Origin of the sequence: Sinomicrobium weinanense, assembly GCF_018863395.1 — a bacterium.
Taxonomy (GTDB): domain Bacteria; phylum Bacteroidota; class Bacteroidia; order Flavobacteriales; family Flavobacteriaceae; genus Sinomicrobium; species Sinomicrobium weinanense.
Genome location: NZ_JAHKRR010000010.1, coordinates 75,026 through 97,127, shown reverse-complemented (window position 1 = coordinate 97,127; position 22,102 = coordinate 75,026). Strand labels below are relative to the sequence as shown.

The 22,102-nt window shown below is 49.0% G+C and carries 17 protein-coding genes; 16 read left to right on the top strand and 1 reads right to left on the bottom strand.

What is annotated here, in order from left to right; genetic code table 11:
* Positions 1-571 precede the first annotated feature (571 nt).
* Complete coding sequence (locus KN811_RS19260) at positions 572-1,603, bottom strand: LLM class flavin-dependent oxidoreductase (RefSeq protein ID WP_187966366.1); 1,032 nt, start codon at positions 1,601-1,603, stop codon at positions 572-574.
* A 118-nt stretch (positions 1,604-1,721) separates the two neighbouring features.
* On the opposite strand from KN811_RS19260, the gene KN811_RS19255 reads away from it, so the two are divergent.
* The 16 genes from KN811_RS19255 to KN811_RS19180 all read left to right on the top strand — a co-directional run bounded on the left by KN811_RS19255 (position 1,722) and on the right by KN811_RS19180 (position 22,089).
* Positions 1,722-2,072 carry a winged helix-turn-helix transcriptional regulator gene (locus tag KN811_RS19255; protein ID WP_187966367.1) on the top strand — a complete coding sequence of 117 codons (351 nt, stop codon included), beginning with the start codon at positions 1,722-1,724 and terminating at the stop codon, positions 2,070-2,072.
* Between the two features lie 63 nt (positions 2,073-2,135).
* On the top strand, positions 2,136-2,495 hold the full coding sequence (locus tag KN811_RS19250; RefSeq protein WP_187966368.1) for a bleomycin resistance protein: 360 nt from the start codon (positions 2,136-2,138) through the stop codon (positions 2,493-2,495).
* 72 nt (positions 2,496-2,567) lie between these two features.
* Complete coding sequence (locus KN811_RS19245) at positions 2,568-3,074, top strand: DinB family protein (protein WP_187966369.1); 507 nt, start codon at positions 2,568-2,570, stop codon at positions 3,072-3,074.
* A 457-nt stretch (positions 3,075-3,531) separates the two neighbouring features.
* Positions 3,532-6,726 (top strand): SusC/RagA family TonB-linked outer membrane protein, encoded by a 3,195-nt coding sequence (locus KN811_RS19240; RefSeq protein WP_187966370.1) that lies wholly within the window; start codon positions 3,532-3,534, stop codon positions 6,724-6,726.
* A gap of 18 nt (positions 6,727-6,744) precedes the next feature.
* The gene (locus KN811_RS19235) at positions 6,745-8,463 is read left to right on the top strand and encodes a RagB/SusD family nutrient uptake outer membrane protein (protein ID WP_187966371.1); all 1,719 of its coding nucleotides are present in this window, start codon (positions 6,745-6,747) and stop codon (positions 8,461-8,463) included.
* 75 nt (positions 8,464-8,538) lie between these two features.
* Positions 8,539-9,264, top strand: coding sequence for a DUF6250 domain-containing protein (locus tag KN811_RS19230; protein ID WP_187966372.1), 726 nt, complete (start codon positions 8,539-8,541; stop codon positions 9,262-9,264).
* A 15-nt stretch (positions 9,265-9,279) separates the two neighbouring features.
* Positions 9,280-10,659: an acetylxylan esterase gene (locus KN811_RS19225; protein WP_187966373.1), complete on the top strand. Its 1,380-nt coding sequence runs from the start codon at positions 9,280-9,282 to the stop codon at positions 10,657-10,659.
* Between the two features lie 373 nt (positions 10,660-11,032).
* Positions 11,033-12,196: a dienelactone hydrolase family protein gene (locus KN811_RS19220; protein WP_187966374.1), complete on the top strand. Its 1,164-nt coding sequence runs from the start codon at positions 11,033-11,035 to the stop codon at positions 12,194-12,196.
* Positions 12,197-12,219: 23 nt separating this feature from the next.
* Positions 12,220-13,635, top strand: a complete 1,416-nt coding sequence (locus tag KN811_RS19215; RefSeq protein ID WP_216334954.1) for a mandelate racemase/muconate lactonizing enzyme family protein — start codon at positions 12,220-12,222, stop codon at positions 13,633-13,635.
* Between the two features lie 17 nt (positions 13,636-13,652).
* Positions 13,653-14,222 carry a gluconate 2-dehydrogenase subunit 3 family protein gene (locus KN811_RS19210; protein ID WP_187965909.1) on the top strand — a complete coding sequence of 190 codons (570 nt, stop codon included), beginning with the start codon at positions 13,653-13,655 and terminating at the stop codon, positions 14,220-14,222.
* 48 nt (positions 14,223-14,270) lie between these two features.
* Complete coding sequence (locus KN811_RS19205) at positions 14,271-15,977, top strand: GMC oxidoreductase (RefSeq protein ID WP_187965910.1); 1,707 nt, start codon at positions 14,271-14,273, stop codon at positions 15,975-15,977.
* Positions 15,974-17,506 (top strand): PQQ-dependent sugar dehydrogenase, encoded by a 1,533-nt coding sequence (locus KN811_RS19200; RefSeq protein WP_187965911.1) that lies wholly within the window; start codon positions 15,974-15,976, stop codon positions 17,504-17,506. Before KN811_RS19205 ends, KN811_RS19200 begins: the two co-directional genes overlap by 4 nt.
* A complete protein-coding gene (locus tag KN811_RS19195) occupies positions 17,506-18,723 on the top strand; it encodes an Nramp family divalent metal transporter (protein WP_187965912.1) in 1,218 nt (405 codons plus the stop codon). Before KN811_RS19200 ends, KN811_RS19195 begins: the two co-directional genes overlap by 1 nt.
* Positions 18,724-18,728: 5 nt before the next feature.
* Positions 18,729-19,742: an NAD-dependent epimerase/dehydratase family protein gene (locus KN811_RS19190; RefSeq protein WP_216334953.1), complete on the top strand. Its 1,014-nt coding sequence runs from the start codon at positions 18,729-18,731 to the stop codon at positions 19,740-19,742.
* Entirely contained in the window at positions 19,742-20,809 is a 1,068-nt protein-coding gene (locus tag KN811_RS19185; RefSeq protein WP_187965914.1) for a dihydrodipicolinate synthase family protein, read from the top strand. The genes KN811_RS19190 and KN811_RS19185 overlap by 1 nt, the downstream gene beginning before the upstream one ends.
* A gap of 95 nt (positions 20,810-20,904) precedes the next feature.
* Positions 20,905-22,089, top strand: a complete 1,185-nt coding sequence (locus tag KN811_RS19180; protein ID WP_187965915.1) for a M20 metallopeptidase family protein — start codon at positions 20,905-20,907, stop codon at positions 22,087-22,089.
* Positions 22,090-22,102: the final 13 nt, after the last annotated feature.

The following is a 22,102-nucleotide window of genomic DNA, read 5'->3' as shown; positions in this document are numbered from 1 at the left end:
TCTGCCGGACCTTTTTAACGAAGGAGCCAGGCTGTCGCGAGGGCAAAGGCACATAAAAGAGCCAAAAGCGATGCCTTGAGCTTGTCGAAGGGATAAAATTCAGACAGGCTCTAAAAGTTCTGATATTCTAAACTTATGTCAAGATTTCCAACAAATAAAATAAAAACTGTTTTTGATGAAAATTTGTGAAATAAGTTTTGTTTTTAGTGAAGTAATAACTCCGGATGTCCTGATTGGAAGAGAAGGCTGCTATTTTGTTATGTGTAGATGATCCGATGTTTTTATTCGTTGCTTTCTGAAGTTGATCTTCTCAAACCCTCCAAAAATAGTCCGGAAATTGTCCTGAAAGGACAACTGAAGTCAAACAGCCACCATTTAAAATCAAATAGTACCGTTTTTTATGTAACAACCTTTTTATCGGTCCGGGTGGGGGATAAGGTTTTCTGGAATTTCGACCTGATACCCGGCATGTGTCAAATATCTGACCGATATGGTCTACACCAATAAATTCTATTTTCATTTCTCCATTCTATCTTATTTGTATGGCGAATAATTTTAACGCTTATTGTGCTTAGGCAATCTCTCTTCGTATTTTTTCTTCATTGATTTCCGTCATGACTTCGCCAAACAGCCTTACAGAATTGATCCGATCTTCTAAAGCAAAGGTTGTGGATACTGCGATGAGTTCATTTACCTGTGTTTCTTCAAGAAATGCTTCAAGTTGCTTTTTTACGGTTTGTTTGCTTCCTACGAAAGAGTATTTCAACATTTGGTGTAAAGAGGGATGTTTCAGCAATTCCTGTAATTCTTCTGTCATTGCCGTAGGCGGTTGTATGGCATCTTTGGCCCCGGTCAAAACCCCGAGAAACATTTTAATTAAGGTAGTAAACAACCGTTCCGCTTCTTCATCCGTATTGGCAATTAAAACATTTATCCCCGCTATGGTGTAGGGCTTTTCTAAAATATCGGAAGGCTGGAATTCATCGCGATAAATATTTAATGCATTGAATAAATGTGTTGAAGCAAAATGGCTGGCAAAGGCATAAGGTAATCCTTTTCGGGCCGCTAAATGCGCACTGTCAGTGCTGGAACCTAATATATAAAGGGGGACATCTGTACCTTCTGCAATCGTTGCCCGTACTTCTGCATTTTTATTATCTGTGGAAAAGTATTGTTGTATTTTTTCTATTTCCCGGGAAAAAGAATGTGCGGCCTGCATAAAGTCGGACCGGATGGCACGGGCAGTTTTCGGGTCGGTACCGGGCGCCCTTCCAAGCCCTAAATCAATTCGGTTGGGGTATAAATGGGCCAGGGTACCAAACTGTTCTGCCACGATCAAAGGGGAGTGGTTGGGAAGCATAACACCACCCGAACCTACCCGGATGTTGGAAGTGTTATCGGCTACGTAGCCAATGAGCAGTGAGGTAGCGCTACTGCCTATATATTCGGCATTATGGTGTTCGGCAAACCAATAGCGTTTGTACTTATTGGCTTCCGCTTCTTTTGCTACGGTTAACGAATCGTTAAGCGTCTGTTTAATGGTACCTCCTTGTGGCACAAGGGCTAATTCCAAAATGGAAAAGGCAATATCTCGGTTATCCATATCTTCCGTGTTTCGATAAAGAAAAATTTTATATCAAATAATATTGCAAAGTTAAGGTTTCTTACTTTCTTTTGTATAGTACTTTCCTGAAGGAAAGTACTATTTAAAACAAAATGATATGGCAGCAAAACGAGACTATCTGTCCTGCCTGGACACTCTAAAACCTGTGAGGGATGCACTGGATGTAATTAACGGAAAATGGAAATTGCCGATTATTATTTCTATTATGGTGGGTAATAAGCGTTTTACCGATATACAAAACAGTATTCCAGGAATAACGCCTAAAGTTCTGGCCAAAGAGCTAAAGGAGCTGGAAGTGCACCAGTTAATTAAAAGGACGGTAATGGACGACTATCCGGTAAAGATTTTGTACAAACCGGAACCTTATGCGGATACCCTGGTTCCTGTTATTGATGCTTTGAAGGGATGGGGGCTGAATCATCGCAAGAGGCTTTTTAACAGGGAATAACCTTGCGATATTAGATCCAATTATTTAAAACCATTCCTTATTTTTATAAAAAAATAAAAAGATATGCTGACAGATATAAACCCAAAATTACCTATGCGAGACAAGTTGGTTACAAGGAACTTTTACCTGAACAGGTTGGGGTTTCAGGAATTTGGAAATGCCGACTATGAAGGATATCTGATGGTACAAAAGGATCATGTACAACTCCATTTTTTTGAATTTAAAGAATTAGACCCCAAAGAGAACTACGGACAAGTTTATATCCGAACCGATGACATCGATAACCTGTACCAATCATTCCTGGAAAAGAAATTGAGCATACATCCGGCTGGGCACCTCCAGATGAAACCCTGGGGGCAGAAAGAATTTGCAATGCTTGACCCGGACAATAATCTGCTGACATTTGGACAGGGCATGCTATAACAACAGGGGTGAATATGCAAAATACGTTTTGCGTATGTTCGTACATCATTGGTTATAAAACACAAAAAGTATATGGATAATCGGAGAGTGATTCGGCATATAATCCGGCAGCTTTTAGAAGTTCAAAATGGAAAACTTTGGATGGGTGATAATTTTGATAGAAAAATTAATTCCATAACGGAGCGGGAAGCATTCACAAAGCCATCCCCAAGCATGCACAGTGTTGCTGAATTAATCGCCCATCTTACTGCATGGAGCAACGATACAATCTTAAAGATAAGGAACGGAACAGGCCAGCTTAGGGATAACGATGAGCAAAACTGGCCTGATAACGATAGCCTCAAAAAATTAGGATGGGACACCATAGTTCAGGATTATCGAAAAAGCCTTTCCCGGGTGATTGATCTGTTAAAAGATAAAGATGATTCCTTTTTAAAAGAAACGTATTATGATCAGGACTTCAAAGGCGAATTTGAGTATTCATTTGCCATAGATGGAATGCTTCATCATAATATCTACCATCTGGGTCAAATGGGGATTTTAATAAAACTGATCAAAGAAGGTCGAAACGCTCCATAATCCTTTAAACTACATTATTGCACTATTTTCCCTACAGACACTTATACAAAGACTTCTCTTCGATATACGGCTTCTATCGGATCTTCTTTATTCCGGCCAAGAACGTGATCGGCTCTTATTTTTTACTTGTTTAAGTTTATAGGCATTTTCTGAACCGGTGACTTCGGCTCCGTGCATTTTGGCAATTTGAATACCAGGCAAAGCAACACCGCCCTTTCCTTCAATCAGCACTGTTTTCCCCGGATAATTCCGCCGTGTTCTACATACCAAATACGGGCTATTGGCGTGGGTTAAATAGCATATGTTACCCAGGTTCATACAAACAAATCAAACTCATATTTTTTTAACATTAGTAAATATATTTCGGGAACGTTCCCGTTAATTTTTACGTCTTATTGTTTGAATTTGTCCGTTTACCGTTGCTAATTTTAACACAAATTAACCAATTCAAAGTAACATGAAAACAACTTCACTAAAACAGATCGTTCCATTTATCGCCCTGTTTTGTGCCTGGGCGGCACAGGCTCAGGTAACGGTTTCCGGAAAGGTATCGGATGCAAGCGGCTCTTTGCCTGGTGCCAACATTGTAGTAAAGGGTACTACGAACGGCACCCAGTCAGATCTCGACGGGAATTTTACCCTGGAGGATGTTGAGGAAGATGCTGTTTTGGTATTTAGCTACATAGGGTTTAAATCCCAGGAAGTAGCAGTAAACGGCAGGAACACGATCAACGTTACCCTGGCTGAAGATGCAGAAGGCTTGGATGAAGTGGTGGTAGTCGGCTACGGCACGCAAAAGAAGGAAAACCTGACCGGTTCTGTCGATGTCATTTCGGGCGACCGCCTCAAGGACCGTGCGGCAAATAATGTAGCCGACCTGGTCAAGGGGGCATCGCCCAACCTCAACATCTCCATGAACATGCGGGGTGGTGAGCCGGGTACCGCCAGCAATTGGAACATCCGGGGTATGGGATCCCTGGAAGGTAATGCCTCACCGCTGATACTGGTAGATGGCGTGGAGATGAATATCAATAATGTCGATCCGGAATCCATAGAAAGCGTCTCTATATTGAAAGACGCTTCGGCATCCGCGGTCTATGGGTCACGGGCACCTTTCGGGGTAATCCTCATCACCACTAAGAAAGGAAAGAAGACCGGCGGGGTCAGTGTCCAGTATACCAATAACCTATCGTTCAGTAGCCCTGTCCGTTTGCCCAGCTTTGTAGATTCGTATACCTGGGCTACGGCATACAACCAGGCGGCCGCCAATGCCGGGATGAATGCGGTGTACAGCGATGAACAAATGGAACGTATCCGGGGGTACCAGGATGGCACTTTCCCGTACGAATACGATCCGGAAAATCCTATCGATAACATCTGGGGCGGCCGCAGAAACGGTAATGCCAACAACGACTGGCCACATGTTTTGATGGGAAATACCGCCTTCAACCAAAAACACAACATCAATGTGTCGGGTGGTAACGAGCGGAACCAATTTTACATTTCCGGGGGGTATGTAGAAGAAAATGGCCTGTATAGCTGGGGGAATGACAGCTATAAACGCTATAATTTTATGGGCAATTACAATGCCGAGATCACTTCCTGGCTGAAATTCAATTCCAGTGTAAAGTATGCCTCTAAAAAAACCGACTACCCCATTGGCTTTACTACCGTGGGCCGGGAGCACTTCTTCAACGGAATGCTCACCTTTGCTCCGATGATGCCGTTCTATAACATCAATGGAACCGTGCAAAGCCCCCTGGTACGGAATTTACAGGGCGCCGGACGGGATAAAGGCTATACCAATGACTTTTTCATCACATTGGGCGGGGAACTGGAACCCGTCAAAGGGTGGAAAACCTCGTTTACTTTCAATTACAACAACCAGGGACACCGGAGTACATCCAACCCGCGACCCGTACCGGTAGAGCTGGGTACGGGCGAATTCGGTAACATCGGCAAGGCCATCTCCGGTTATGAGTCGGCCTTCTCCCAGAATATCTATAAGATGATCAATGGCATTACTTCATACGAAAATACCTTTAACCGGCATTATCTCAAAGCAATGGTAGGGTATGAACAGGAATACCGCTATTATACGGGGCTGACAGGATCGGGGAGCAACCTGATCAATGTGGATGTACCTTCCATCAGCACCTCATTGGGGGAGCGGAATCTGGACGATCTGATCTATCATTGGGCTACCCAGGGGGTCTTTGGGCGGATCAATTATAATTTCGATGAAAAATACCTCCTTGAGTTCAGTGCGCGGTACAACGGCTCTTCCCGGTTTGCATCGGGGAATCGTTGGGGCTTTTTCCCTTCGGGTTCCTTAGGATACGCAATCTCCAAGGAAAGTTTCTGGGAACCGATTCGGGATTATGTGAATAACCTGAAGATCAGGGTTTCATATGGTGCCCTGGGAAACCAGAATGTAACGACTTCAGGTACGCAGAATGTGAGGAATTACCGCTATCTGGCCACAATACCCACCGGTAGCCAGTTGAGATGGATCATTGATGGTGAACGACCGGCCTACGCCGATGTGCCTGCACTCATCAGTGATGATCTGACCTGGGAAACCATTACCTCGTTCAATATAGGGGTCGATGCGGCATTCCTGGATAACCGGTTAAACCTGACATTCGATTGGTACAACCGGGTAACTTCCGATATGGTAGGGCCGGCACTTTCCCTGCCGTACCAGTTGGGCACTGCCGCGCCGCGCACCAACAATGCGGAGTTATCTACCAGGGGGTATGAGATCGTGTTGTCCTGGAAAGACAGACCTTCTCCCCAGTTCGGATATAACGCCAGTGTGAGCCTTGGTGACAACCGTTCGAAAATTCTCAAATACCGTAACGATAAAGGAGTGATCGACACCTGGTATACCGGTAAACAGGTTGGAGAGATCTGGGGCTTCAAGAGCGACGGACTGATCCAGGCTGAAGGAGAAGCGATGGCAGACCAGTCCAAATACCACGACCAATGGGGCCCTGGCGATATGAAATACAAGGACCTGAATGGCGATGGTGTTATTAACGACGGCCAGCGGACCCTGGATGACCACGGAGACCTCACGGTCATCGGAAATAACCAGCCGCGGTACAATATCGGTATCACGGGGGGCGTAAACTGGAAGCAGTTCGATTTTTCGATGTTCTGGCAGGGCGTAGGGAAGCAGGACTATTATCCGCAGCTCAATTCGCCGGTCTTCTGGGGGATGACCCGGGCATGGGCGGGTTCCGCAATTTTCAGGGACTCACATAATCTTGACTATTGGCGGCCGGCCGATGAGACCAATCTCCTCGGCCCCAATACCGACGCTTACCTCCCCAAGCCCTACTTTACTACGGAAACGGAAAAGAACCGGCAGGTCCAAAGCCGGTACCTGGTCAATGCAGCTTATTTGCGGCTTCGGAATATACAGCTCGGGTATACGTTGCCGGGCGATTTTACCAACCGGTTCAATATCAGCAGCGTGAGGGTGTATGTCTCCGGAGAAAATCTGTTGTTGATTTCTAGTGTACCGAAGGTTTTCGACCCGGAAACAATGATCGCTTCGGATAAAAGTTTCGGGGGCTACCAGACAACCGGTATCATTTATCCGAATACCAGGTCGTTCTCGCTCGGATTGAATATTACTTTTTAACTTTAATACAGCAATGTCATGAAAAAGTATTTCATCATTACCACCATATTTACAGTGCTGATGAACAGCGCTTGCCAAAATGATTTCCTCGACCGGGAACCATTGGATGCGACCACATCGGATGTTTTCTTCGAAACACCAGGGCAAATGCGCGCCTACCTTAACACCTTCTATAACAGGAAGAATTTCCCCAAGTATGCCAACCACGGGAGCGACTTCAACAGCGATAACGAGGTGGCTGGTACGCCCGATATACGGTTGCAGGGTACACGGGTGGTTTCCACTACGGGAACTATCGGGTTCGGCGATGTGCGCCGGATCAATTTCTTCTTCGATAATTACCGTAGGGTAGAAGCAAACCACGAACTGGAGGAATACCAGCAATACCTGGGAGAAGCGTATTTCTTCCGGGGGTTGATTTATTTCAATCTGATGCAGAGCTACGGGGACATACAGATCATCACAAAGGAGTTGAACACCGATTCGCCAGAGTTATACAACCCGAGGGATCCGCGTAATAAGGTGGCCGATTTTATCATTCAGCAACTGGATTCCGCTGCCATATACCTCACTGCCGACAAAACCTCGGGAGCCGGACGGATAAACCGCTGGATGGCATTGCTCATCCAAAGCCGGGTAGCGCTGTACGAAGGCTCGTGGGAAAAATACCATGACGGTACACCCTTTGGTGTGGACGATGCCGACCCGGATAAGTATTTTACCAAAGCAGCCGAGGCTGCCGAAGAACTCATCGACGGAGGTGTGTACAGCATATACAGTACGGGCAACCCCGGCTCGGACTATAAAGACCTGTTTTCCCTGTTGGACTACTCGACCAATAGCGAAGTGATGTTTTGGCAGAATTTCGACCAAAGCGTCACCCAGGGCGACGGGGATTTCACGAACGACCGTTTCTTCCGGATGAAAACCCCGACCAACAAGACCATTACCAAGCAACTGGCCGATACATACCTGTGTACTGATGGCCGTCCCATCAGTGGCAATACACTGTTTGGTGGGTATAACACGCTGGCGTCGGAAGCCGAAAACCGCGATCCGCGGTTCTACCAGACCATTGCCACGCCAGATCAGGTATGGCAGATCCTCCCCGATGGCGATATAGAATATTGGAGCGACGCTTACAACAAGCTCAATTCGACCGCCGATTACAACGCGCCCGGTGGCTACATCATCCAGAAAGGGTACAACCCGAATACAACATACCATGTGCAGCAGTACGAAGAGTCACCGGGCCTGATTTACCGGTATGCCGAAGCCCTGCTCAACTTTGCAGAGGCCAGGGCCGAACTGGGGACTCTTAGCCAGGCCGATATCGACAAATCCATCAAACTGCTGCGCGACCGTGTAGGGATGCCCAACCTCGTGTTGAGTGATATTGCTACGGACCCCAACTGGGATTTCCCCGATTTGCCGCCCGTTATCAATGAGATACGGCGCGAACGCAGGGTAGAACTGGCTGCGGAAGGCTTTCGGTGGGATGATATTGCCCGTTGGGCAGCGGCAGACGAGCTGATTGTCGGCACTCGCCCAAAAGGATTCAAGGCTTCCCAGATCGCAGAAAACCCATTTCCGGTTGATGAAAATGGTTTCCTCGATCCTTTCCGGAATGCAATTCCCGAAGGCTATGGTTTTAAACTGGACCGGGATTACCTGAATTCAATTCCCGAAAGTGAGATTACACTCAACGATAACCTGACCCAAAACCCGGGTTGGTGATGATTAATAATCACATAAGTGGATCATGAGTGATTTTTTTATGGACATATTTTTCTGTACCGCTCAACCAAACGTATGAACAATATAAACGAGTACAATTTGTCTATAAAATATTTAAGTGTAATACTGATCGTCTTGTGGAGTATGGCAACGGCCTGTGCACAGGCCGAAAGAGAAGTAGATACAGTGATTGTAGGTGACGATACATACCAGGTAGAATGGAAGCTCCGGGAGTCGTTCGATGAAGGCTGGGAAGACCGGTGGGTGCTGGAGGGCGATAGTTGTTACATTTCGGTGCTGGACAATAAACTTTATGTCAATGATTATATGGGGGCCACCATCTGGAACGTGGAGGAATACCCCGCCAATATCCTGGTCCGGCTCAAGGTGATCGGTCTGGATCGGACAGATACCAAAACCAATTTCAATATAATCACGCATGGTCGCGAAAACGACGGTTCCCCATTGGTCATCGGCCCGGAAAGTGGACGGACGGGTGCATATAAACCCTACCACGATTTTCCCAATCACATCGCCACGTTTGTGTATAAATGGACGCGGGTACGCCGGGATCCCGGTTTTAATTTGCTGAGTGATGTGCAGGAGGTAGCCTCGAAGACCAATACCGAATACGAGATCGTGTTCGCAGTCAACGAAGAACGTTTGATATACTACATTAACGGGGTAAAACACCATGAGGTTCCGAACGAGCATCCGCTCCCTGGCGGGAAATTCGGGATCAGAACCTGGAATACGCTGGCATTTTGGTACGATATCGAAATCGGCGAACTGATAAAATAATTAATTCTTTCACGAATGATTGAGACAGATTTATTTAACGTATTTAAACGATCTACACGGATTGCAGTGCTCTGTATCGTATTCTGGGTAAACCAACAGGCAGCATTTGCACAATCGACGGCTGGTATTGATGTAGAAAATTCTCAATCGGATGAATTTAAGGATATTGAGCTGGCTGTTTCAGCGGGGAATGAGGATTGGGTTTACGCGCTTGGGGAAGAGGTGGTTTTTAATGCAGTGTTATCCGTTGACGGTGCACCATCAACAACCGACAGCATTTCATTTGCCTATACCATTGGTCCTGAAAAAATGCCTGCCATAAGCCAGGGAACTGTAGTGGGCAAAAACGGCAGGGCTGAGATCAGGGGTGGAACAATGCGTATTCCCGGATTTTTGAGGTGCAAAGTGACCGTGGAGGTAGACGGGCAGGTATACGAAGGTACGGCAACCGCCGCTTTCGAACCGGAAAAAATTGAGCCCACTGCAATTGTTCCGGCAGATTTTGACCGGTACTGGAAAACCGCTATAAAAAAATCCAGAAGCATTCCCCTGGCATATCAACTCACGCCGATACCCGAACGGCAAACAGCATCCGTAGATGTTTATCAGGTAGCATACCGGTTTTTCAATGAAGGGCCCCAGACGTTCTACGGTGTGCTGAGCATGCCCAGGCGTGATGGAAAATATCCTGCCATTATCCGGTTCCCGGGTGCAGGGTGGGCACCGCTGAGTGGGGATCAGAAGACTGCCGAAAAGGGTTTCATTACTTTAGACCTCTATATACACGGCCGGCCTGTAATTGAAGACCGGTCTTATTATGATAGCCTGAAAGATCATGAATTAAAGGATTATATGTACAAGGGGATTTCCGACAGGGATGCTTTTTATTATAAAAATGTGATTTTGGGATGTGTGCGGTCTGTGGATCTGATCCATGCACTGCCACAATTCGACGGTGAGAATTTAGGGGCCTGGGGATCCAGCCAGGGAGGAGCGCTTTCCATCATTACCACATCGTTGGAGCACCGTATTGACCGGTTTGTGGCGTTGTGCCCCGCCATGTGCGATTTCACCGGATACCTGCACGGGAGGGCCGGTGGCTGGCCACATTTTTTCAATAAGCCGGAGCTATATAAAGATAATAAAGAAGAAGTGCTGCGTACCCTGTCGTATTATGATGTGGTAAATTTTGCAAAACAGATCCGGGTTCCCGGCTTCTTCTCCTGGGGTTTCAATGATCCGACGACGCCACCGACATCTTTTTATTCTGCATATAATGCTGTTCCGGCAGCTAAAAAAGTGTTGATCATTCCCCCTGGTGTACATAAAATATATCCTGAACAGCGGGAGAAAACGTACAGTTGGTTAACGGGAGCATACAAATATGATGAATAGGAGGTGTTTTTAAAGCAAGGGAGACAGATGGCAGTTTCCTTAGGTATACTGAATAAAAATGTTTCAAGTTATAGAAATTTCTGTATCACTTTGTGCCTGTTTTGTGAACCTCTGTGGTAAAACAAAGCAACCACAAAGTGATGCCCTGAACCCCTCGGCAAACTCAGGAAGAATAAAACCTGGTCCTGAATAAGGTGACAAACCGGTTTTGTCCACAGAAAACGTGTAATTTAACGGCGTACATGATAAAAAACTACTTGTTATTCGGCATTACCACCAAATGGGCATAAAATAATGTATGGAATGAAACCGGAATGATTATTTTAATTATCAAAGGTTCCATGTGACCATTAAAAAACAATAAAAGAAATACATGAAATATTCAAGTATAATACTGATAGTCCTGTGGAGCGTGGCAATGGCCTGTACGCAACCCAAAAAGAAAGCAGATACGGTGGTTACAGATGTCAAAAATGATTCGCTTTGGGACAAGATCGCCGTGTATTTTACCCCGCCCAAGGCTTATGAAAACCAATACGGGGATTTCAGGTCGCCCTTGACATTCTACGATGGCCGCCCGGTAAAGGATACGGCCGACTGGCAGGCAAGGCGGTCCGAGATCAAACAGCGCTGGCACGAATTGATGGGGGAGTGGCCGGAGCTGATCCGGGACCGGGAACTGCGCATTACGGATTCTGTCCGGAAAGAAGGATATATGCAATATACCGTGCGCTTTCGGTGGCTCCCCGAAGAGGAAAACCAGGGCTATTTACTGGTTCCGCCGGGAGCGGACAGGAAGCCTGCGGTGATCACCGTTTTCTACGAGCCGGAGACGGCTATTGGTGAAGGAAAGCCACACCGTGATTTTGCCCGCCAGTTGGCGAAGCGCGGTTTCGTAACCTTATCGATAGGCACTGCACAGGCTTCGAAGGACGGGGTGTATTCACTCTATTATCCGTCAATGGCCGATGCGCAGGTACAACCCTTGTCGATGCTGGGGTATGCTGCGGCCAACGCATGGCATGCCCTGGCCGGACATCCCGCTGTGGACTCTACCCGGATCGGGATCATGGGGCATTCCTTTGGTGGCAAATGGGCGATGTTTGCCTCTGCGCTGTTCGATAGATTTGCCTGTGGAGTGTGGTCAGATCCCGGCATAGTGTTCGACGAGACCAAAGGAGCCGCAGTGAATTATTGGGAACCGTGGTACCTCGGCTATTATCCGCCACCCTGGGAGCATACGTGGCGGGAAACAGGAATGATTGAAGATGCAAAGGGGCTTTATCCAGAGCTCGTACAGGAGGGGTACGATCTGCACGAACTACATGCCCTGATGGCACCGCGCCCGTTTTTGGTATCCGGTGGCTCCTCCGATCCGGTAGAACGATGGACGGCACTCAACCATACGATAGCCGTAAACAAACTGTTGGGGTACGACAACCGGGTGGCGATGACCAACCGCCCCGACCATTCGCCGAATGCACGATCGAACGAACAGGCGTATTTATTTTTTGAGTATTTTTTGAAACGGGATTAACGAACTCGGATGACAATGAAATAATGGATAGAAGGTGTTTTTTAAAACAGGGTAGCCTGGAGGTCGCTTCTATGAGCCTGTTACAGGGATACGCTAATCTGAATAATATGGACGGGACAGCAAACCAACTGACGATTGTCAATGCAACATCAAACTTCGAACGGGAAAAACTCCGGTATCCGTTCGGTTTTAAAGGGGGGTACCTCACGGAGCTCTGGCAAGTGGCCACACAATTGAAAGGCCCTAATGAACATACAGGTGTTGGCCTGGCCACACAGAGTGTGCTGTACGGGGATGCCAATGTGTTTGCCTCGACCTCTGAAGCAGGCGGTAATGCACTGATGTACGTACTGGCCAATAAAGCATTGGATATGCTGGCAGGGCATTCCTTTGAAAACCCCGTAGCGGCGTTAGATCATATGCTTCCCGAAGTACATGAGGAGGGGAAACGGCTCACCGGACGCCCTGATTTGAACATTAATTTTGTATATAATGCCCTGGTGAGCGTAGACAATGCCCTGTGGATGCTCTATGCCAAAGAACAGGGAGCATCCGGTTTCCGGAAAATCCTGCCATCGGCCTACAGAAAGGCACTTTCCCACCGGAATGATAAGGTGGCGGTGATGTACCAGGTTTCCTATGGTATGGCCCTGTCCTCCATCCGCCGGGCGGCGGAAGAAGGTTATCTGGTGTTCAAGATCAAGACCGGCCAGCCCGGCACTGAGGAAGAGATGCTTCAAAAGGATAAGGAACGCCTGTCTGAAATACATGAGGTGTTAAAAAACATAAAGACCGGCCGGACCAGTACCGGAAAGGTGTATTACACCATGGACGCCAATGGGCGTTATACCCGTAAAAGCTCACTCCGGGGCTATCTTGACCATGCCAGGAAAATAGGAGCCTTTGAGCACATTCTGCTATATGAAGAACCCTTTACCGGGGAAAACAAAGAAAACGTGTCAGACCTCGGGGTGATCATCGCTGCCGATGAGAGCATACATACGGCAGATGACGCTAAAAAGAAAATAAAACTGGGCTATGGTGCCTTTGTACTGAAACCAATTGCCAAAACACTGAGCGAAACGCTGAAGATCGTGCAGGTGGCCCATGAACACCGTATCCCCTGTTTCTGTGCCGACCTGACAGTAAACCCCATATTGGTGGACTGGAACAAACATGTGGCCGCATCGCTGCCCCCTTTCCCTGGCCTGGGAATGGGTATGATGGAAACAAACGGGGATATGAACTATTCGAATTGGTTAGCCATGAAAGGAAGGCATCCCTGTGCGGGCGCCGGCTGGACACAGGTAACCGATGGCGTATTTGAACTGGATGAACAATTCTATGCTGTTGCCGGCGGCATGTTCACTGCATCGCCCTATTATGAACAGCTTGCCGATGGAGATCAACAAGATACGACGAATGCTAAACAAATTTAATTAAAAAGACATATAACATGAACAGGAGAGATGCTATAGCCAGGGTTGCATGGGTTATGGGCGGGACCGTTATCGGTGCCAACCTGTTTTTGACAGGCTGTACCCGTAAGGCTACAAAAAATGTGGAAAGCCTGTTCGAACCCGATATCATCGATTTCCTCGGTGATGTGGCAGATACGATCCTGCCTCCCACAAGCAGCCCGGGGGCTAAAGAAGCAGGTGTGGGCGGGTTTATCCCGGTAATGGTGCGCGACTGTTATCCTCCTGAAGACCAAAAGGTATTTGTGGAGGGGCTCGGCAAGCTGGAAGACGCCGCAAAGGCGAAATTCCACCGTGCTTTCCGCAAACTGGAAGCGGATGAACGTACCGAACTGCTGACCGAAATAGACAAAGAGGCCAGGGAACACCAGCAAAATAAAAAGAAGGCAGATCTCAACCATTACTTTTTTATGCTCAAACAAATCACCCTGCTCGGTTATTTTACCTCTGAACTTGGGGCGACCAGGGCGCTACGCTATGTGCCGGTACCAGGAAAATACATTGGTGACTATCCCTATAAGAAGGGCGATAAGGCCTGGGCGATTTAGTTGAAGGTTTAAAGTTAGACAGTGTAAAAGTTTAAACGACTTCATAAAATGGAAGCAATACAGGAAAATACATATGACGTAATCGTTGTGGGATCGGGTATCAGTGGTGGCTGGGCAGCCAAAGAGTTTACCGAGAAGGGGTTTAAGACCTTATTGATCGAGCGCGGACGGATGGTGGAGCATATCAAGGACTACCCCACGGCCAGTAAGCACCCCTGGGAATTCGAGCACCGCAACCGGAAAACCATGCGCGACAAAACCGAAAACCGGCTGATCAGCAGGCATTATGCCTATAATGAATCTACCCGGCATTTCTATATCAACGACGACGACCAGGAATTTATACAGGAAAAACCATTCTACTGGATCAGGGGCTACCAGCTTGGCGGCAAGTCACTGTTATGGGCCCGGCAAACCCAGCGGTGGAGCGATTTCGAGTTTGAAGCGCCAAAAAAATACGGTTATGGGACAGACTGGCCTATCCGCTATGCAGAACTGGCGCCCTGGTACAGCCATGTGGAACGTTTTGTGGGTATTGCCGGCAACCGCGACGGCATTCCGAACCTGCCCGATAGCGAAGTAGTCGGCTCCTTTGAGATGAACCGCGTGGAGCGGGCCATTGCCGATAGCATCGATGCAAATTATACCGACCGAAAAGCCATCATCGGGCGCTGTGCCAACCTGGCGGAACTTGCGGAAATACAACGTGAGCAGGGAAGGAACAAATGCATGGCCCGCTCGCTGTGTTCAAGGGGATGCCCGTTTGGCGCTTATTTCAGCTCCAATTCCTCCACCATTCCCCATGCCCGTAAAACCGGCAACCTGACCATCGTAACCGATACCATCGTAGAATCGGTTGAATACGACGAAACGAACAAACGGGCCACTGGTGTCCGTACCATCAGCACCCATGACAAATCCGGAAAGATCTACCGGGCAAAGGTTATTTTCCTGAATGCAGCCACGCTCAATACCAACCTCATCCTGATGAACTCCCGGTCCGAACGGTTCCCGAATGGCCTGGGCAATGACAACGGCCTGTTGGGGCGGTTTGTCACTTTCCACAATTACAGGGGGCAAATTACGGCTGATTTTCCGGGCTATGAAGATTCCTATTACTATGGCCGCAGGCCCACGCAGGTATTTATGCCCGCTTTTAAGAATATCCATCACCCTGAACCTCGTTTCATGGGCTCGTATATGATAGCCTTTTCGGCTTCCCGGAAAAGGGGGCAGGGCACCGAAGAAACCCTCGGTGCAGCGTTCAAGGATGCACTGACCCTGCCGGGAAGCTGGAAGGTATCAATGATGATGCAGGGCGAAGTGATCCCGATCCATGAAAACCATGTACGGCTAAGTAAGGATAAACAGGATAAGTACGGTTTGCCCCAATTGATCACGTCTATCGGCTATACGGAAAACGATGTGGCCATGATGGAAGATTTTTGGGCCGAAGGTACGGCCATGCTGGAAAAAGCCGGGGCGAAAAACATCCAAACGACAGACCGGCATGAGGCCTTTGGCCGGCAACCCGGGCTGGAAGTCCACGATGTCGGGGGAGTACGTATGGGGCGTGACCCCGATACGTCCCTGTTGAATGCGCATAACCAACTACACCTGTGCAAAAATGTATTCGTAACCGATGGCGCCTGTATGAGCAGTGTGGGCAATCAAAACCCGTCGTTGACCTTTATGGCACTTACGGCCAGGGCAGCGAATTATGCCATGGAACAACTAAAAGAAGGAGTATTATGATCGTGAACCGAATCAGGAAACACCTTGCTTTTTTGCTTTTCATCGGTTTGGTATCCTGCCAAACTCAAACCCGGGACACTTTCAGGATAGAGACAGTTGATTATGTAAAGCTCAATGAAGAGGCTTACCTCGAAGTGGCCACGGTAGCCGATGGGCTGCATGTACCGTGGGGAATGGATTATGTGGATAATAAAATTGTATTTACGGAAATAACAGGTACGGTGAAACAACTGGACCTGGCGACAGGAGTGGTATCGATACTGCTGAAGCTGGAAGGCGTGTTCCATAAACGGACGCCGGGACTGCTGGATATTGCCATACAAAAGACCGGGGAAACAGATCCTTATGTGGTGTTGAACTACACAACGGAGGAAGGCGAAAAGATTGTATCCAACCTGGTACGGTATACCTATACGGGCGATACATTGAAGGATCCCAAAAAACTGTTGGCGGTCAGGGGATATCTCGGGCACAATGGCGCACGGGTAATCATAGACGACCGGGACATCATCTACTGGGCAACGGGCGATGTGGCCGATAATACCCAGGCGCAGGATTCCACCACGCTCAACGGGAAAATCCTCCGCCTGGATATGGATGGAGGTATCCCGGCAGACAACCCCATACCCGGCAGCTATGTGTATGCATGGGGCTTCCGTAACATGCAGGGCCTCACCATGGATGGGCAGGGCAACATCTTTACATCCGAACACGGCGATGCCATTGAGGATGAGATCAACCTCATCCGGCCGCTGCACAACTACGGGTGGCCGCTTGCCGAAGGCATACACGACACACCGGAAGAGCTGGCCATTACCGACAGCATCCGCCTTACAGAGCCCATCAGATCATGGACGCCGGTCGTTGCCCCGGCAGGATTGGCTTATTACGAACACAGCCGTATCCCCGAATGGAAAAACACCTTGTTGCTGGGTACCCTCAAAAGCCAGACCCTTCGGGTATTGTCGCTGAATGAAGACCACACTGCAATAAGTGGGGAAAAGGTTTATTTTTCTGATCGGTACGGCCGTATCCGGGACGTGCTGGCCGCCCCCAACGGCGATGTGTACATATCCACGAGCAACCGGGATTGGAACCCGCAACCAGGCTTCCCCTTAAAGACGGACGACCGGATTTTGCGTATCCGGACAACATCAGATATTCCCGGGGGCTGGGCGTATATCGAAGAAGATGTGCAGGAAGAAACCGGGACCCTGGACGGGGCGGCGCTCTACAAAAACTATTGTGCATCTTGCCATAAGCCGGACGGCCTGGGCATAGCGGGCAATTTCCCGCCCCTGAAAGGTTCGCGAAGAATAAACAATACGGCAGCATTTATCGGTGTCCTGCTGAACGGAACGGACGGAAAAGAACCGATCGGAGGTGTCCGGTACAACCAGCCCATGGCCAGTTTTTCCTTTCTGAAAGACGAAGAACTATCGGCCATCATCAACTATGTCAACACGGAATTCGGTAATGGCCGTTTGATCCAAACCAAAGAAGTAACCAATCATAGAACAACAGATTAATGGGTAAAAAAAATTACATCAACTGGCTGTCCGTATTAGGACCCGGTATTATCACGGCTGCACTGGTATTCGGCCCGAGCAAGATGACCATCACCTCCAAAATGGGGGCAGATTTTTCGTATTCGCTGATCTGGACCATCATCGTGGCCATCTTCTTCATGATGATCTTTACCAATATGAGTGCCCGTATCGGACAGTGCAACCGGGAATCCCTGCTGACCCTTATCCGGAAGAAAACCGGGAAGTTCGGGAGCCTGTTCATCGGTATCGGTATTTTTTTGGTAGCCACGTCGTTCCAGGCCGGCAATTCCACCGGTCTCGGCATTGCTATCGGGGAGGCCACGGAAACCGATGCCAGGATATGGATTATACTCTTTAATGTATTGGGCATATTGTTGCTGTTTTTCCGCTCGTTTTACAAGCTGATGGAAAAAGTGATGCTGGCATTGGTGCTGCTGATGCTCCTTTGTTTTACGGTTACGGCCATTGTTGTCCGGCCTGCCCTCTCCGATGTATTCTCAGGTATCAAACCGTCTATACCCGAAGGGTCAACAGGGCTCATCATCGCTTTTATCGCCTCGTGTTTCTCTCTCGTAGGTGCTTTTTACCAATCTTATCTGGTACAGGAAAAACGGAAGAGCCAGGGGCGGGACGTAGATACCAAAGACCATGCCCAGCTCAGCAGTACAATTGGGATCGTGATCCTGGGGCTGATGAGTGCCGTGGTATTGATCTGTGCGGCCACTGTTTTGCACCCCCAGGGGATCAGGGTCAATTCAGCCTCCGAAATGGGTATGGCGCTTGAACCCCTGTTCGGCTCCCTGGCCAGTGACCTCTTCTTTATCGGGCTGTTCGGCGCTTCGTTTTCCTCGCTGGTAGGTAATGCAACCCTGGGTGGGTCCATGTTGGGGGATGCGTTGGGCTTTCCGAACGGTCTGGACAACCGAAAGGTCAAAATATGTATTGCAGTGGTGATGCTGTTCGGTGCCGGGATTGCCATTGCCTTCGGGAAACTCCCCCTGGAACTGATCGTGCTGGCGCAGAGTGTCACGATTTTCCTGGTACCCTTTATCGGGATATCTATTTATTGGATCGGCAATAGCGAAGAGATCATGGGAGATAAGAAAAACAACACTTTTCAGCGGATAGCCGGGTTGATCGGTATCTGCCTGGTTATATTTTTAGCAATTACGAATTTCAACGTATTATTTTTATGAACACTATGAACTTAAAAGAAATGGAAGCGTCACTTACGCGTCCTTCGGGCGCCCTGGTCGACGATGTAAAAAAACTGGAAGGGGATGTGATGCTGCTGGGCATAGGCGGTAAGATGGGAGTGAGCATGGGTAAACTTCTGGTTGATGCTCTTGCCGAAGCCGGCAGGGAGACCAAAGTATACGGAGTTTCCCGTTTCAGTAAGCCCGAAACCCAACGGGAAGTAGAAGCCAACGGCGTGATACCTATGGCCTGTGACCTCCTGAATGATGACGGCCTCCAGGCATTGCCCGAGGTTAAAAACATCATTTACCTGGCCGGCCATAAGTTTGGCACCACAGGCAACGAAGATTTTACCTGGGCGATGAATACCTACCTGCCCGGGCGGGTGTCCGATAAATTCAGGAATTCGAATATCGTAGCGTTCTCATCAGGCAATGTGTTGCCTTTTGTACGGCTCAACGAAGGTGGGGTGGACGAAGACACCGTACCTGAACCCATTGGCGAATACGCCCAATCCTGTTTGGGCCGGGAACGTATCTTCCAGTATTTTTCTAAGAAAAACCAAACGCCCATGCTTATCTACCGCCTCAACTATGCGGTGGATTTCCGGTACGGAGTGATCATGGAGATCGCTAAATCCGTATTGGCGGGCAATCCCATAGATCTGCGGACGGAAAACGTGAACGTTATCTGGCAGGGCGATGCCAATGAGATTGCCATCAGGTCGCTGTTGCATTGCGCCTCGCCGGCCAAAGTGTTGAACGTAACCGGCCCGGAAACGTTGTCAACACGCTGGGTGGCCAGGGAATTTGGCAAGCGGTTCGAGAAAGAACCCGTTTTTCAATACGAAGCCGAAGGGACCGCCTTGCTCAACAACGCCTCTGAATGTCACCGGCTGTTTGGCTATCCCAGAATGACGATCCGGGAGATCATCGATATTACGGCAACATGGTTGCTGAACGGTGGTGACCAACTTAACAAACCTACACATTTCCAGGAACGAAAAGGACAGTTTTGATGGCACTAAGCAAAGAACTCAAGGATTTATTGATGGACGGTACGGTGATCCCCGCCCACCCGTTGGCGCTGACGGAAAACCGTACATTAGACGAGGAACGCCAACGGTTATTGACACGGTATTATATGCAGAGCGGAGCAGGGGGGGTGGCCGTAGCAGTACATTCCACCCAGTTTGAGATCCGGGATCCCGGGATCGGCCTTTTCGAAAAGATATTGGCCCTGGCAGCCGAAGAGATCGACCGGACACCGTTAGACAGGCCGTTTATTAAGGTTGCCGGTATCTGTGGGCCAACAGAACAGGCAGTATCCGAAGCCAGGATAGCCGCAAGGCTGGGTTATGATATCGGCCTGCTGAGCATGGGCGGCCTGCAAGGGTGGACAGAAGCGCAGGTCCTGGAACGGACGGCGGCTGTGGCACAGGTCATGCCGGTCTTTGGATTTTACCTGCAACCGTCGGTCGGAGGAAGGATATTCTCTTACGATTTCTGGCGGGCCCTTGTGGATATCGAAGGAGTGGAAGCCATCAAGTGTGCATCGTTCAACCGCTACCAGACACTGGATGTGATGCGCGCCGTGGCCAATTCTCCACGGCGGGAGGAGATCGCGATGTACACGGGCAATGATGACAATATCGTGGCCGATTTGCTGACGGACTATACGTTTCCGGTAAATGGGCAACAGGTAAAGGTTGGTTTCCGGGGCGGCTTGCTGGGGCATTGGGCGGTATGGACGCAGAAAGCTGTGGAGCTGTTAGATGAAGTCAAGGCCTACCGGCAACAACCGGATGCAGCAACAGCCGCGGCATTGCTGACCAAAGGCGTCAGGATAACAGATGTCAATGCGGCATTGTTCGACCCGGCCAACGCTTTCCACGGTTGTATCCCCGGAATACACGAGGTACTCCGGCGGCAGGGGCTCCTGCAAGGGCTTTGGTGCCTGAATCCGGATGAAACGCTGTCTCCCGGACAGTTGGAAGAGATCGACCGGGTATACCGGGATTATCCGGAGCTGAACGACGACGATTTCGTACGGTCGTTTTTGGCGGAGAAACAGGGCTTTAATTGATAAATTAATTTCAATTGACTGAAAAATGCCCTTTTTGTCCCATATTTGTCTTTTCCCTGGGCCATGTAGCTCAAAAGAACAAATCGTAGATCACCATGTTGAAAGATAAAATCCAAACGCTGGCCAATAAAATATACGGGAATACGGTAGCCCAGCGGAGGCATTTGCACCAACATCCCGAATTGTCATTTGAGGAGCACGACACCTGTGCTTTTGTGAAAGCGGAGCTGGACAAGCTCGGCATTCCGTATGTTACCGTTGCCAAAACCGGGGTCCTGGCAGAGATCAAGGGCGACCTGCCTTCCGATCGCGTCACCGCTCTCCGTGCGGATATGGATGCCTTACCAATTACCGAGGTTGATGGCCGGGAATACGGATCTGAAAATAAAGGCGTGATGCATGCCTGTGGGCACGATGTACATACCGCATCGCTACTGGGCACGGCGCGTATACTCCAATCGTTGAAAGCTGATTTTGGCGGTACCCTGAAACTGATCTTCCAGCCCGGGGAGGAGCGACCACCCGGAGGGGCCAGCCTGATGATTGAGGAAGGGGTACTGGAAAACCCCAGGCCCCAGGCCGTAGTGGGTCAACATGTGATGCCCCTGATACCCGCAGGTAAAGTGGGTTTCCGACCGGGGAAATTCATGGCCTCCACAGATGAATTTTTTGTAACCGTGAAAGGCAAGGGCGGCCACGGTGCCCAGCCGCAGCAGAATATAGACCCCGTGGTGATCACCGCCCATATCATCACTGCGTTACAGCAGGTGGTGAGCCGTATTGCCGACCCGAAGATGCCCAGTGTGCTGTCGTTCGGAAAGGTAATAGCCAATGGAGCAACCAACGTCATCCCAGATGAAGTGTACCTGGAAGGTACCTTCCGGACGTTCGATGAGCAATGGCGTAAGGAAGCCCGTGAACGTATAAAGAAAATTGCTGAAGGCATTGCCGAAAGTATGGGGGGCACATGCGATTTCAAAGTATGTGTAGGGTACCCATTTCTCGTAAACGAGCCAAAGCTAACGGCAGAAGTGCGCGCCTACGCCGAAGAGTTTCTGGGCAAAGAGCAGGTAGTAGACCTGGATCCCTGGCTGGCCGCCGAGGATTTCGCCTATTATTCGCAGATGGCCGATGCGTGCTTCTACCTCCTGGGAACGGGCAATGAGCCCCGGGGTATTACTTCAGCCTTACATACCTCCACATTTGATGTGGATGAAAACGCTATGCAATTAAGTACCGGCCTCATGGCCTATATCGCATTACGGCAGCTGGGCAATTGAAACGGGGTGCCCT